The organism is Arsenicicoccus sp. UBA6765, from assembly GCF_002453335.1.
GTDB classification, from domain to species: domain Bacteria; phylum Actinomycetota; class Actinomycetes; order Actinomycetales; family Dermatophilaceae; genus Arsenicicoccus; species Arsenicicoccus bolidensis.
Window position 1 is genome coordinate 2,830 of sequence record NZ_DKGR01000051.1, and the last position, 13,694, is coordinate 16,523.

12 protein-coding genes are annotated in these 13,694 nt (G+C 72.0%); 6 read left to right on the forward strand and 6 right to left on the reverse strand.

The features are described 5' to 3' along the window. The 3 genes from B4K29_RS13300 to B4K29_RS13310 form a co-directional block, all read left to right on the forward strand. The coding region (locus B4K29_RS13300) for an ATP-binding protein (protein WP_286967678.1) at positions 1–625 on the forward strand (625 nt) is incomplete at its 5' end. Further along, the gene (locus B4K29_RS13305; protein ID WP_029211564.1) at positions 622–1,158 is read left to right on the forward strand and encodes a fluoride efflux transporter FluC; all 537 of its coding nucleotides are present in this window, start codon (positions 622–624) and stop codon (positions 1,156–1,158) included. The genes B4K29_RS13300 and B4K29_RS13305, both read left to right, overlap by 4 nt. Then, a complete protein-coding gene (locus B4K29_RS13310) occupies positions 1,155–1,532 on the forward strand; it encodes a fluoride efflux transporter FluC (protein ID WP_029211565.1) in 378 nt (125 codons plus the stop codon). Before B4K29_RS13305 ends, B4K29_RS13310 begins: the two co-directional genes overlap by 4 nt. Positions 1,533–1,640: 108 nt before the next feature. Here B4K29_RS13310 and B4K29_RS13315 read toward each other — a convergent pair whose 3' ends face one another. Then, positions 1,641–2,045: a hypothetical protein gene (locus B4K29_RS13315; RefSeq protein ID WP_156911295.1), complete on the reverse strand. Its 405-nt coding sequence runs from the start codon at positions 2,043–2,045 to the stop codon at positions 1,641–1,643. A 345-nt stretch (positions 2,046–2,390) separates the two neighbouring features. Here B4K29_RS13315 and B4K29_RS13320 point away from each other — a divergent pair, with 345 nt between their 5' ends. Next, positions 2,391–2,639: a WhiB family transcriptional regulator gene (locus tag B4K29_RS13320; protein WP_029211567.1), complete on the forward strand. Its 249-nt coding sequence runs from the start codon at positions 2,391–2,393 to the stop codon at positions 2,637–2,639. 203 nt (positions 2,640–2,842) lie between these two features. Here B4K29_RS13320 and B4K29_RS13325 read toward each other — a convergent pair whose 3' ends face one another. Together B4K29_RS13325 and B4K29_RS13330 are read right to left on the reverse strand one after the other, a co-directional pair. Further along, positions 2,843–4,354, reverse strand: coding sequence for a sensor histidine kinase (locus B4K29_RS13325; RefSeq protein ID WP_029211568.1), 1,512 nt, complete (start codon positions 4,352–4,354; stop codon positions 2,843–2,845). A gap of 86 nt (positions 4,355–4,440) precedes the next feature. Next, positions 4,441–9,315 carry an NAD-glutamate dehydrogenase gene (locus B4K29_RS13330; protein ID WP_286967681.1) on the reverse strand — a complete coding sequence of 1,625 codons (4,875 nt, stop codon included), beginning with the start codon at positions 9,313–9,315 and terminating at the stop codon, positions 4,441–4,443. A 254-nt stretch (positions 9,316–9,569) separates the two neighbouring features. Between B4K29_RS13330 and B4K29_RS13335 the strand changes: the two genes are divergently transcribed. Together B4K29_RS13335 and B4K29_RS13340 are read left to right on the forward strand one after the other, a co-directional pair. After that, positions 9,570–9,779, forward strand: a complete 210-nt coding sequence (locus B4K29_RS13335; protein ID WP_156911297.1) for a hypothetical protein — start codon at positions 9,570–9,572, stop codon at positions 9,777–9,779. Beyond that, the gene (locus B4K29_RS13340) at positions 9,776–10,114 is read left to right on the forward strand and encodes a hypothetical protein (protein WP_029211570.1); all 339 of its coding nucleotides are present in this window, start codon (positions 9,776–9,778) and stop codon (positions 10,112–10,114) included. Before B4K29_RS13335 ends, B4K29_RS13340 begins: the two co-directional genes overlap by 4 nt. Positions 10,115–10,129: 15 nt before the next feature. Here B4K29_RS13340 and B4K29_RS13345 read toward each other — a convergent pair whose 3' ends face one another. From B4K29_RS13345 to B4K29_RS13355, 3 genes are read right to left on the reverse strand one after another with little or no spacing between them, the layout of a single operon-like run. Then, on the reverse strand, positions 10,130–10,546 hold the full coding sequence (locus B4K29_RS13345) for a DUF6912 family protein (protein WP_029211571.1): 417 nt from the start codon (positions 10,544–10,546) through the stop codon (positions 10,130–10,132). Positions 10,547–10,577: 31 nt separating this feature from the next. Continuing rightward, positions 10,578–11,984, reverse strand: coding sequence for a WS/DGAT/MGAT family O-acyltransferase (locus B4K29_RS13350; RefSeq protein ID WP_286967684.1), 1,407 nt, complete (start codon positions 11,982–11,984; stop codon positions 10,578–10,580). Between the two features lie 58 nt (positions 11,985–12,042). Next, complete coding sequence (locus B4K29_RS13355) at positions 12,043–13,647, reverse strand: sugar transferase (RefSeq protein ID WP_239265320.1); 1,605 nt, start codon at positions 13,645–13,647, stop codon at positions 12,043–12,045. Positions 13,648–13,694 lie beyond the last annotated feature (47 nt).

Consider the following 13,694-nt stretch of genomic DNA (forward strand, 5'->3'; position numbering starts at 1 on the left):
CTTCGGGCTCGGCGGGGACACCGCCACCCCCGTCGCGCTGGACCTGGCCCTCCGGCCGGTCGTCACCGTGTGCGGCCCACCGGGCAGCGGACGCAGCACCACCCTGATCACCCTGGCGCAGGCATCCGGGCGGCCGACCGAGCAGGTGCTCGTCATCGCTGTCGGCCCCTCTCCGGTGGCCGCGTGGGCCGTCTCGGGCTCCGCAGCCAGCGTCCTGGGCCCGAGCGACGACGAAGCGCTGCGCCGGCACCTCGCCCAGCAGCCCGCGACGCTGGTCCTCGTCGACGATGTCGAGCGCCTGCTGGACAGCCCCGTCGAGCAGGTCCTGGTCGAGCTCGCGCGGCACGCCGTCAGCCACCCCGGTGGGGCCGCCGTCGTCGCCGCGGGCACCACCCAGCACCTCGCTGCGACCTACCGCGGCCTCGCCACGGAGCTCCGCCGCGCCGCCACCGGCATCGTCCTGCAGCCACGCCACGCCTCCGACGGCGACCTCCTCGGCGTCGCCCTCCCCCGCCTGCACGGACCCCCACCTGGTCGCGGCGTCCTGGTCGATCGTGGCCGCACCCTCGTCGTGCAGGTCGCGCTGACCCACCGCCTGCAGGGACAGGGCACAATCGACGGGTGACCACCCGCCTGAGCCCGACGACGCGCTTCGCCGTGGTCGCCGCGGGCGGGATCGGCGGAGCGCTCCTGCGAGCAGGCATCAGCGAGCTCGTCCCCTACGACGCGGGCCACTTCCCCACCTCGCTCCTGCTCACCCAGGCGATCGGCTGCGGGCTGGCCGGCTTCCTCACGCCCTACCTGCTGCGCCGCGGACCCCTGTGGTCACTCGCCTTTCTCACCGGGGCGCTCGCGTCCTTCACGACCTTCGGCCTGTTCACCGGCCAGGTCATCCTGCTCGCCCCGCAGCGACTCGCGACCGCCGTCGTCTACCTCCTCGCCACCGTCCTGGTCGGCGTCGCCGCCGCCGTCGCAGGCCTGCACCTCGCGATGAGGCTGATCGAGCGCCCCGACCGCTCCGACCGTCCGGGCGGTTCCGGGGGGCCACGCTCGGCCGTGCGCCGGCAGGCCTCCACCGGCACCCACCCCGTCCAGTCCCGCGACCCGCGCGAGCACACCTCGCCCGTCCGCGCCGCCCGTCCGAGGTGGCGCCGATGAGGCTCGTCGACACCCTGTGCCTCGCCGTCGGGGCCGGGCTCGGCTCCATGGTCCGGTATGCCGTCGCGCTGCGCGCCCCATCCCGAGAGGACCTCCCCCGCGGCGCCGTCGCGACGACCGCGGTCAACGTCACGGCGTCGCTGCTCATCGGCATGATGCTGCACTGGTTCGTCGCCGGCGGCCTCGCGCAGCCGCTCTATGCCCTCGTCGGGATGGGCTTCGCCGGCAGCCTCGGCAGCTGGTCGCCGCTGGCCGTCGGGTGCGCCGAGCTCGTGCACCGCCGGGAGTGGACGTTGCTCGGCACCTACCTCGGCGGCAACGTGCTCGGTGGGGTGCTGGCCGCCACCCTGGGCTGGGCCGTCGCCGGCGCCTGACGCCGGCGGACCGTCATACGGCTGGTGCTCGCCTCGGAGACGCAGGCAGGGGGCCGACGCCGGCTCGGGGTCCGGGTCGGCGCGGGGGTCGAGGTCGGGGTCGCCGCCTCAGGCGTCGACGCCCGAGCCGTGGGGACGGGAGAGCACGATCCCGGCGATCGCCACGGTGACGCCCAGCAGCACCAGCGCGGCCAGCACGACCTCGCCGCTCTGCCACAGGCTGATCCCCACCGGCACGAGCAGCACGTGCCACAGCACCGTCGGGGTGCGCGGCCACCTGCTCCCGCGCCACAGTCCCCGCGCCAGCGCCACGAAGCCCGCCGCGGCCAGGAGGAACAGCACGAGCTCGACCACGCTCCGCGCCACCTCGTCGGTGCCACCGGACCCGATCTGCACTGCCCAGTAGCCCGCGGCCACCACGGCCACGACCGCCTGGATCGCCAGGACGAGGGCCGACCAGAGTGCGGCCCCGGCGCTCGTGGCCGCGCCTCGCGCTGGTTTGCTGCTACTCAACGTGACCAATCCTCTTCAATCGTGACCAAGGTCAGGTCCGATCGCACGATCGGCCCTGAATTCGTCCCAGCCTCTAGTCAACGAGGCATGTTTTTACTAAGGTTGCTAGTCGGCGTGCGACGAGCTTTCCTCGATCAAACGGTACCCACAAGCGTAGGCGACAGCTTCTGACGCCCACCCCTTGTGCCACAGATGCGGCAGATGTGATGGTGGACGAGAGCGGGTCGGAACACGCTGGGCATGTCCATCGTTGGACCCAACATCTCCCACACCCCACAAGGGTACGGAACCCTGGATGCCCTCACGCACCCAGGCCGCATCGTCAATGCAAGGAGCATGATCAAGATGGACTGGCGCGACCGCGCGGCCTGCCTTGAGGAGGACCCTGAGCTCTTCTTCCCGATCGGCAACACGGGCCCGGCAATCATGCAGATCGAGGAGGCGAAGGCCGTGTGCCGACGCTGCCCGGTCATGGACACCTGCCTCAAGTGGGCCATCGAGTCCGGTCAGGATGCCGGCGTCTGGGGCGGCATGTCCGAGGACGAGCGACGCGCTCTCAAGCGCCGCAACGCCCGGGCCCGCCGCGCGAGCTGACTCCCGCAGGCACATCACACCAACGACGGCGTCGCCACCCCCGGGTGGCGACGCCGTCGTTCGTGCGCCTAGCAGGCCCATGAAGCTGCGCCGTGCCGAGCCGACGCTCGCAGCGCGGACCCCGCACGCCCCCGACCCCCGCACCGTGCCTGCTCAGCGCTCGCAGCGCGGACCTCGCACGCCCCGACCCCACGCGACGGCGGTCAGACCAGGTCGTCGGTCGGCTTGCCCTCGGGACGCAGCTTGGCGGTGAACGTCACGGTCGTCCCGCGGGGTTCGCGGCGCTCCCAGCGGATGTGACCCCGCAGGTCCTGGACCAGGCTCGACACGATCTGGGTGCCCAGGCTGTCGCCCTGCGGCGTGAAGCCCTCCGGCAGCCCGACCCCGTCGTCGGAGACGGTCACCGTCAGCAGCTCCCCCGCGTCGTCCGACGGGTCGTTCGGGTCGGCGTCGCGGCGCGCCTCGATGACGAGCTCGCCACCGGTCGAGGCCAGGCCGTGCTCGACGGCGTTGGACACGAGCTCGGCCATCACCATCGACAACGACGTGGCATCCTCGGCCCGCAGCCGCCCGAACGACCCGACGAGCTGCGTGCGCACGGGCTCCTCCGTGCGTGCCACCTCGACGACCGAGCTGCTGGACCGCCGGACGATGTCGTCGAAGTCCACGGTCTCGTCCAGCGCCTGGCTGAGGGTCTGGTGCACCAGCGCGATCGTGCCCACCCGCCGCACCGCCTCCTGCAGGGCCACGCGAGCGTCCTCTGACGGCATCCGACGGGCCTGGAGGCGCAGCACCGCCGCGACGGTCTGCAGGTTGTTCTTGACCCGGTGGTGGATCTCGCGGATCGTCGCGTCCTTGGTCATGAGCTCCCGCTCGCGGCGCCGCAGCTCGCTGACGTCGCGCATGATGATGACCGCGCCGACCCGCTGCTCGCGCTCGACCAGGGGGATCGCGCGCATCGTCACGTGGCCGGCGCGGGTCTCGACCTCGGTGCTCCACGGCGCGCGCCCCGTCACGACCAGGGCGAGGGTCTCGTCGACCGGTGCGTGGTCCCGGAGCACGCCCGTCGTGATCTCGGCGAGCGTCACCCCGATCACGGCCCCGACGTGCCCGATGCGGTGCAGGCCCGAGATGGCGTTGGGGCTGGCATAGGTGATGACGCCGTCGACGTCGAGACGCACGATGCCGTCGCCCACGCGGGGAGCCCCGCGCCGCTGCCCCGTCGGGACCTCGCTGCTGGGGAACGCGCCCGACGCGATCATCCGGCACATGGCGTCGCCGGTGGACATGTAGGTCAGCTCGAGCCGGCTCGGCACCCGCAGGTAGGCGGGATTGGTGCAGCGGCTCATCACCGCGACCGCCCGGCCGTTGTGCACGACCGGGACGGCGTCCTGCCGGATCCCGTCGTCGTCGATCCAGCCCGGGTCCTGGTCGCGAACGGTCCGCCTGGATGCGAAGGACTCGTTGAGGAGCGGTCGGCGGCTGCGCGGGGTGCGCGTCCCCACGATGTCCTCGGCAAACACCATGCGCCCGGTCGTCGGGCGCGCGTGCGCCACGACCAGCCACTCCCCCGACCGCGTCGGCACCCACAGCACCAGGTCGGCGAAGGTTAGGTCCGAGATGATCTGCCAGTCGCCCACCAGCAGGCGGAGCCAGTTGAGGTCGACGTCGTCCAGGTCGGTCTCGGCACGCAGGATGTCGGTGAGGGTCGCCACGTCCTCACCCTAGGTGACCGGAGGCGAGCCCCGGCGCACGACCCTTGCGAGCCGTATGCCGGGGCCCGCCGCGAGCGGGGTCGCCGTCAGTCCGCCGCTCCGCTGCGGATCACGCTGCGCAGCGTGCGCAGCGCCACCGACAGCGGCGCGATCCCGGGACGCTCGATCCGCGCGATGCCGGTGAGCGACGTCTGCGCGCGACCCAGCTGGTCGGCGTGGAGCTGCTCCCACCGCTCGATCTGCTCGCCGGGGTCCTGCAGGTCCCCGGCCGATCCCAGCACCGCCATCGTGAGGGCGCCGAGGGCGGCATACAGGTCGTCCCGCATCGAGCCGCGGGCCAGGGCGTCCCACCGGTCCTCGCGAGGGAGGGCCGAGACCCGCGTCAGCAGGCTGTCGACGCCGAAGTGCTCCGAGAGCAGGAAGTAGAGCCGGGCCACGGCGTCGCCGGGGCGCTCGGTCTCACGGGCGATCTCGACGATGTCGAGGACGGAGTAGAGGTCGAGCAGCCCGGCGGCCCGCACCGCGAGCTCCTCCGGCACGCCCTGGTCGACGAGCCGGTCGGCCTGCTCGCGCAGCCGCTCGTGCTCGCTGCCCTGGAGCAGGCCCGCCACCTGGGGCTGCACGCGCCGCACCGTGTCGGCGAACCGCTCGATCTCGGCCTCGACGTCGAGGTTGGCCGGGCGGTTCTGCAGGAACCACCGGGTGGCGCGGTCCAGCAGGCGACGGAACTCGAGATACATCCACGTCTGCGTGTCGGTGGGGACCTTGGTGTCCAGCGCCTCGACCTGCTCGACGAAGTCCCGCAGGCCGAACACCTCGCGGGCCACGACGAAGGCCTTGGTGATCTGCTCGGGGCTGGCCGCCGTCTCCTCCATCGCGCGGAACGCGAAGGTGATGCCGCCGCGGTTGACCAGGGAGTTCACCACCGAGTTGACGATGATCTCGCGTCGCAGCGGGTGCTGCTGCAGCTCCTCGGCATAGCGTCCCCGCACCGGCTCCGGGAAGTACTCGGCGAGCGTCCGGGTGAAGAACGGCTCGTCGGCCAGGCCGCTCGACTGCAGGTCCGCCTTGAGCGCCAGCTTGGCGTAGGCCATCAGGACGGAGGCCTCGGGCGAGGTCAGGCCGTGGCCGGCCTCGCCGCGCTCGTCCAGCTCGGCGTCCCCGGGCAGGAACTCCAGCGTGCGGTCGAGCTCGCCGCGCTCCTCCAGCCAGGCGATGAGCCGCCGGTGCGTGGGGAGCATCGCGTGCTCCTGGTAGCGCGCGTTGCCGAGCAGGACGTTCTGCTCGTAGTTGTCGCGGAGCACCTGGTAGGCGACCTCGTCGGTCATGGACGCCAGCAGCTCGTTGCGCTGCTTGAGGGTGAGGTCGCCGTCCTTCATCAGGCCGGTGAGCAGGATCTTGATGTTGACCTCGTGGTCCGAGGTGTCCACGCCCGCCGAGTTGTCGACCGCGTCGGTGTTGACGTGGATGCCGGCCTTGGCGGCCTCGATGCGGCCGAGCTGGGTCGCGCCGAGGTTGCCGCCCTCGCCGACGACCCGGCAGCGCAGGTCGCGGCCGTCGACGCGGATCGCGTCGTTGGCGCGGTCACCGACCTGGGCGTGCACCTCGGTCGACGCCTTGATGTAGGTGCCGATGCCGCCGTTCCACACGAGGTCGACCGGCGCCTGCAGGATCGCCCGCATCAGCTCGGCCGGGGTCATCGACGCGGGCGCGTCGGCGATCCCGAGCGCCTCGGCCAGCTGCGGCGAGACCGGCACGGACTTGGCGGACCGGGGATAGATGCCGCCGCCCTCGCTGATCAGCGAGGCGTCGTAGTCCGCCCACGAGGATCGCGGCAGGTCGAACAGGCGCCGGCGCTCGGCATACGAGCTGTCGGCCACCGGCGAGGGGTCCACGAAGATGTGCCGGTGGTCGAAGGCCGCGACCAGGCGGATGTGCTCCGACAGGAGCATGCCGTTGCCGAAGACGTCGCCGCTCATGTCGCCGACGCCGACGACCGTGAAGTCCTCGGTCTGGGTGTCCAGGCCGAGCTCGCGGAAGTGGCGCTTGACCGACTCCCAGGCACCGCGGGCGGTGATGCCCATGCCCTTGTGGTCGTAGCCCGCCGAGCCGCCCGAGGCGAACGCGTCGTCCAGCCAGAAGCCGTAGGACTGGGCCACGCCGTTGGCGGTGTCGCTGAAGCTCGCCGTGCCCTTGTCCGCCGCGACCACGAGGTAGGGGTCGTCGGGGTCGTGCCGGACGACGTCGCGCGGCGGCACGATCTCCTGACCCACCCGGTTGTCGGTGAGGTCCAGCAGCCCGGAGATGAACAGCTTGTATGCCGCGATCCCCTCGGCCAGCCAGGCGTCACGATCGGCCGCCGGGTCGGGCAGCTGCTTGGCGAAGAAGCCGCCCTTGGACCCGGTGGGGACGATGACGGCGTTCTTGACCATCTGCGCCTTGACCAGCCCGAGGACCTCGGTGCGGAAGTCCTCGCGCCGGTCGCTCCAGCGCAGGCCACCGCGCGCGACGTTGCCGAACCTCAGGTGGACGCCCTCCACGCGGGGGCTGTAGACCCAGACCTCGAACTTCGGCTTCGGGGCCGGGAGGCCGGGGACGGCGTGGGGGTCGAGCTTCATCGACAGGTAGGTCTTGGGCGTGCCGTCGTCCTGGTGCTGGTAGAAGTTCGTGCGCAGCACGCCCTGGATCGTGCCGAGGAAGGACCGCAGGATCCGGTCGGCGTCCAGCGACGCGACCTCCTCGAGCGCGTCGGTGATGCGGTCGGCCACGGCCTGCTCGGCGCCGTGCCGCTCCTGGATCCCTCGCTCGTCGTCGGCGTAGGTGCCGACGGCGAAGCGCGTCTCGAACAGCTCGACGAGCATGCGGCTGATCTCGGGGTTGCCGGTGAGGACGGACTCGATGTAGCCCGCCGTGAAGGTGGTGCCGGCCTGGCGGAGGTACTTGGCGATCGAGCGCAGGATCACGACCTGGCGGGACGTGAGGCCGGCGCGCAGCACCAGCGCGTTGAGCGAGTCCGACTCGATCTCGCCGGACCAGGCCTGGGCAAAGACCTCCTGGACGTGCTGACGCACGTCACCGCCGTGGTCCTCCCACACGCCGGCGGAGTCGGCCTTGAGCCCGAAGTCGTAGACGAAGGCGGGCGCACGACCGGCGCGGTCCACGGTGTAGGGCCGCTCGTCGGTGACCTCGACCCCGAGGTGGGTGAAGATCGGCAGCAGTCGCGACAGCGAGAGCTCCTGCTCGGTGTAAACCTTCATCCGGCGCTCGTCGCCCGGCGCCCCGAGGGAGTGGTAGAGGTTGAGGCCCAGGCCGTCGCCGGGCACGGAGTCCAGGTGGTCCAGGTCGACGACGGCGACGCGGGCGGAGAACTCCTCCTTGTAGGACTCGGAGAAGGCCTGGCCATAGGACTTCAGGATCCGGGCCGCGTCCTCCTCGCCGTGCTCCTGGGTGACGGCCTCGGCGAGGTCGTCGCCCCAGGCCCGGGTGATCTCCATCATCTTGCGCTCCAAGGCTTCTCGGTCGACGTCGGGCAGGGAGACGCCTCGCGGCACGCGCACGACGAAGTGCAGGCGGGCCAGCGTCGACTCGTTGACGCGGGTGGTGTAGTCGATCTGGTCGCTGCCGAAGGTGTCGCGCAGCAGCGCCTCGATCCGCAGGCGGGCCGTCGTGTTGTAGCGGTCGCGCGGGAGGTAGACGAGGCAGGAGGTGAAGCGGCCGTAGACGTCCTTGCGCAGGAACACCCGCAGCTGGCGGCGCACCTTGGCGTGGATGATGGACTTCGCGGTCTCGGCGAGCTCGGTCGGCTCGGACTGGAAGATCTCGTCCCGGGGGAAGGTCTGCAGCACGCTGACGAGGTCGCGGCCGTCGTGGCTCTCCGGGGCGTAGCCGGACAGGCGCAGCGCCTCGCGGACCTTGTCGCTCGCGACGGGCACCCGCATCACCGACTCGGTGTAGGCCCCCGACGTGAACAGCCCCAGGAAGCGGCGCTCCCCCGTCACCACGCCGTCGGCGTCGAAGGTCTTGACCCCGATGTAGTCGAGGTAGCCGGAGCGGTGCACGGTGGAGCGCGAGTTGGCCTTGGTCAGGATGAGCAGGTGCGGCTCGCGGGCCTTGTCACGCACGGCGCCGACGAGGTGCGGGACCGAGGCCTGCCGCTCGTCGTAGCGCAGGATCCCGAGCCCGGTGCCCGGCACGGCGTGCAGCGACAAGTCGTCGCCGTCCTCCTGCAGGGCGTAGTCGCGGCACCCGACGAAGGTGAAGTTGTCCGCGGCGAGCCAGTCGAGCAGCCGGACCGCCTGGTCGACCTCGCCGTCGCTCACCGGACCGGGCGGGTCCTCGCGCAAGGCGTCCGCGGTCTGACGAGCCCGGTCACGCATCTTGGACCAGTCCTCGACCGACTCGCGCACGTCCCCGAGCACCTGCTCGAGCCGCTCCTGGACCTCCCGCAGGTCGGGCGCGTCGGACTCACGGTCGATCTCCACGTGCATCCACGACTCGACGTGGATGCCGAACTCGCCCGTTGGCGCGTCCTCGGGGTCGACGTCCAGCACCTCGACGAGCTCGCCCACGGCGTCGCGCCGCACGACGAGCTGCGGGTGCACCACGTGGTGGATCGTGCGCCCCCCGGCCATGATCGCGGCGGTGACCGAGTCGACGAGGAAGGGCATGTCGTCGGTGACGGTCTGCACGACCGTGTGCCCGCAGGACCACTTGTTCTCCGCGACCGTGGGGGTGAAGACCCTCACGCTCGCTCGCCCCGGCGCTCGGCGTCGCGCCAGCTCTCGGTGCGACAGCGCCGCGCCGAGCAGGTCCTCGGGCGCGCGCGCCCGCAGGTCCTCGTCGACGGTGTGTCGGTAGTAGCGGGGCAGGAGCTGGGCGGTTGTGCCGTCCCGGGAGCGACCTGCCACCTCCGCGGCTGCGGTCAGCAGCTCCGTGCGGGTCTGGTCGAAGGATGCAGACATGGCCTGTGGGTACCTCATCGATCTCGACGTCGTGCACGACGGTGTGCACCACCCCGAGACTAGCCTCCCGACGCCGTGCCGCGCAGGCGACCCCTGCGCCTCGCCCGGCTCCGCACCCGCAGGATGTGGACCAGGGTGGCGGGCGGGCCACCGATCCTCCGGTCGGTCCGGCCCTGGACCCTCATCCTTGCGATCGCGTCAGGGGCCTGTGGACACCGCCGTCAGGCCTCCCGGGGCCCGCTAGAGTCGTGCGCGTGCCCGCCCCCACCGCGACCTCCTCCCCCGGCGCCGGGGACGCCTGGCGTCACCTCGCGCAGGTGCTGGACGACGCGGTCGAGGACCTGACCTGGTCGGCACCCGAGCCGGCGCCGGAGCTGCAGGAGGCCCTGTCGGACACGCTCGTGCGGCTCGCCTCCCGCCTGGCGACCCTGCAGGACCGCTCGACCGAGCTGGTCGGGTCATGAGCCCGTATGCCGCGCCCGCCGGCGACCCGGCGTCCTGCTCGGCGCTGGCCGCCGCCCTGCGCCGCCACCACGGCCGGGTCGCCGACGCGCTGGCCGTTGCGCGCGAGCCTGGCGGGTCATCCACGACGGACGAGGAGCGTGGCCTGCTGGAGGCGATGGACCGGCTCGCCTCAGGTCTGCAGGCGCACGCCACGCACCTGTCCGACCTGCAGTCCCACCCACCGGCGGGGGACGACGAGCGCGTGCTCGCCACCGCACGGCACCGCGCCGAGGTCGTCCGGATGCGGCGCGTGCTGGCCGCCGTCGACGCGCGCCTGCACGACCTGCCGGCCTAGCCGAGCGAGCGTCGCTCAGCGGCCCTCGGCCAGGGAGATCACCTGCTCGAGCTCCGTGACGTCGTGCCACAGCAGGTCGGCGTCCTGGTGCTCGGTCGTCTCGTCGACGTGGAAGGACACCAGCCGCTCGCGCGGCAGCGGGCCGTCGAGCGTCACCTCGGCGTAGCCGTCGGCGACGTCGTGCACCGCAGCCTCGGGCAGGTCCGCCGCGGCCACGACGCGTCGCGACGAGCCGGCGCGCTCCGAGGCGGCGGCCGCGCACTCCAGCAGGGCGTCATACTCCTGCTCCTCCTCGTCGACCTCGGCGAGCTCGCGGCGGACGGCTGCCGTCACGGCCCGCGCAGGCCTCCCGTCGACCTCCACCCGGCCCTCGTCGGCGAGCTGGTGCAGGTCGGACGGATCGAGGGCGACGTAGACGCGGCGCAGGGACATGGGGCTCCTCTGGTGGTGGCGGTCGATGCGGTCAGGCGTGGTCGAGCAGCTCGCCGAGGCTCTCGGTGATCGCGGCCGCGAGCACGTCCAGGTCCGGCACGAGGTCGCGATCGGCGTTGATGCCGTAGTGGACCTGACCGTCGTAGGACGTGACCCCGATCGCGAGCGCCTGCCCCTCGGCCACCGGCATCACGGGATAGGTGTCGGTCATGGTCGCGACGCCGAGGAAGCGTGGGGTCTGGGGTCCCGGCACGTTGGTCACCACGAGGTTGAACAGGCTGCGCGACGCCGCCGCCCCCAGCCTGGACCCCAGGGAGTGCAGGGTGGGAGACGCGAACCCCGCCAGGCCCGCCAGGGTGGCCGCACCCAGCGCGCGACCCCGGTCGACCTGGCGCCACATGGCGTAGGCGATCTGGTGCAGGCGGACCAGGGGCGTCGGCTCGCCGACGGGGAGGTCGATGAAGCAGGCCGTCAGCCGGTCGCCGCTGCCGTCGTCGGTGCCGTCGTGGACGCTGACGGGGACCAGGACGCGCACGGACGTGCTGCGGGTGACGTGCTCGCCGCGCGACTCCAGCCAGGCGCGGAGCGCGCCCGCGATCACCGCCAGGATGACGTCGTTGACGCTCGGCTGGAGCCCGACGTCGCCGCGGTCGGCACCGCTGCGCACGACCCGGTAGTCCTCGAGGTCGGTGTCGACGGTGACGAACCGGCGGGCCGACCCGGTGTGCCCGTTGAGCGGGCTGCGGTTGGTGCTGCGCGAGGTGCTGGCCAGCGCCGAGACCACCTGGCCGACCCCGGCGGTGACGCGCTCCCCCGCGTCCTTCAGCTCGCCGGCACCGCTCCGCGCCACGTCGAGCAGACGGCTCGGACGACGCACGGCGCCCACGAGGGCACCGACCACGAGCTCGACGTCGCTGGGCTCGCGGCTGGGAGCCCACGGCGCTGCCGGGGGCTCCTGCTCGACCGGCTCGTCGTCGAGGACGACCTCGGCGATGTCGACGGCCTCCACCCCGTCCACGAGCGCCTGGTGCGTCTTGGTGACGAGCGCGAAGCCCCCACCCTCCAGGCCCTCCACGAGGTAGAGCTCCCACAGGGGGCGCGCCCGGTCGAGGGGCCGGGCCAGGACCCGCGCGACGAACTCGTCGAGCTGCTCGCGGGTGCCGGGTCTCGGCAGGGCGGACCGCCGCACGTGATAGGTGACGTCGAACGCCTCGTCCGTGACCCAGACCGGGTTGGCGACGCCGCCCGGGACGGCCCGCACCCGCTGGCGGTAGCGAGGGTACTGGGCGATCCGACCGCTGACGCGCTCCAGGAGCGCCTCGTGGCTGGGGGCCGCCTGGTCCCCGTCGAAGACCAGGACCGCACCCACGTGCATCACGGCGTTGGGCCGCTCGAGATAGAGGAAGGAGGCGTCCAGCGGGGTCAGTCGGGTGGTCACGGCACCATGCTCGCAGACCTCTGGCGGGGTCGCCGTCCCGTGCACGGACGGGCCCTAGTCAGTAGGCCCCGTCGCCCTTGATGACCGCGCGTGCGGTCTTCCACAGGATCTGCATGTCCATCCCGACCGACCAGTTGTCGACGTAGCGCAGGTCCAGGTTGACCGACTGGTCCCAGTCGAGGTCGGAGCGACCGCTGACCTGCCACAGGCCGGTGAGACCCGGCTTGACCCGCAGCCGGCGGTTGTCCTTGTCGTGGTACTTCTCCGCCTCCTCGGCCAGCGGGGGACGCGGACCGATCAGGGCCATGTCGCCGCGCAGGACGTTGATGAGCTGTGGCAGCTCGTCGATGCTGTAGCGGCGGATGATCTTGCCGACCTTGGTGACCCGGGGGTCGTCGGCCATCTTGAACAAGACCTTGTTGCCACCGGAGCTGCCCTCGGACGAGGCCGCCTGCTGCTGCTTGACCAGCTGGGCGCGCAGCTCGTCGGAGTCGGTCACCATGCTGCGGAACTTGATCATGGTGAACGGCTCGGCGTCCTGCCCCAGCCGCTGCTGGGTGTAGAAGATGGGGCCCTTGCTCGTGAGCTTGATGGCCAGCGCGGTCGCGATGAGGATCGGCGAGACCGCCAGGATGGCCAGGCACGCGATGGTGCGGTCCTGGATGTTCTTGACCAGACCTCGGCCCAGCTTGTCGGACGGTCGCTCCCAGTGCAGGAGCTGCAGGCCCGACGTGGGCTGCATCGTGACCAGCGACGGGGTGGTGTCGACCATGCCGGGCGAGACCACGAGGTCGGCGCCGGTGCGCTCGAGGGCCCACGACAGGCGTCGCAGCGAGGTGCCGGACAGCCCCCCACCGGTCACGACGACCGTGTCGATGTCGTGGTCCACGACCATCTGCGGGATCTCCGACAGGACGCCCCAGACCGGCACCTGCGCGCCCCGCGTCATGGGGACGACGTCGAGGCTGGACAACGCCATACCGACCACGTGCATGCCGTGATCCTTGGTGCTCGCGAGCTCGCGGGCGAAGGCTCCGGCCGTCAGGCCGTCCCCCGCCACCAGGGTGCGGAGCATGGCGTCGCCCGAGGTGCGGCGCCGCTTGAGCGTGTGCCTCACCACGAGCCGGTGCACGATGGTGAGCAGCGCGATGGCCGGGACCCCGACGAGGACGTAGCGTCGCGGCAGCTCGACCTTGACGGCGTAGGACATGAAGCCCAGCACGGCGATGGCCCCGAAGGCCGCACCGAGGACCGCTTGGACGGCGGCGGTGCTCTCGCTCATGCGCCGCAGGTCGTAGCCGCGACGGATGAGCAGCAGCGCGCCCCAGAGCAGGCCCGTCAGGAGCGCCCCGGCGACGGACTCCCCGAAGGACCGCCAGTCGTTGATCATCAGGACGAAGGTGATGCCGATGGCGATGAGCACGTCACCGGACACCGCCTGGAGCATCACGGGTCGTTCCCAGCGAGCGCGTCGCGTGTGGGCGCGCGCCACCGGGTCGAAGTCGTGGTCGAGCTCGCGCCCGACCTTGGTGTCGTCGACGGCGGCCGGCACGACGTACGGCCGCTCGGCTGCCCACGAGATCCTGGTGCGGGTGGTGGGCTCGCGGCGGTCGTCCCCCTGCTCCGCCTGATCCTCACCCATCCGCTCGTGCTGGATCGTCATCTACCCCCCCCCTGCAAAGCTGGTGTCGTGCACGCCACGGTTCACCA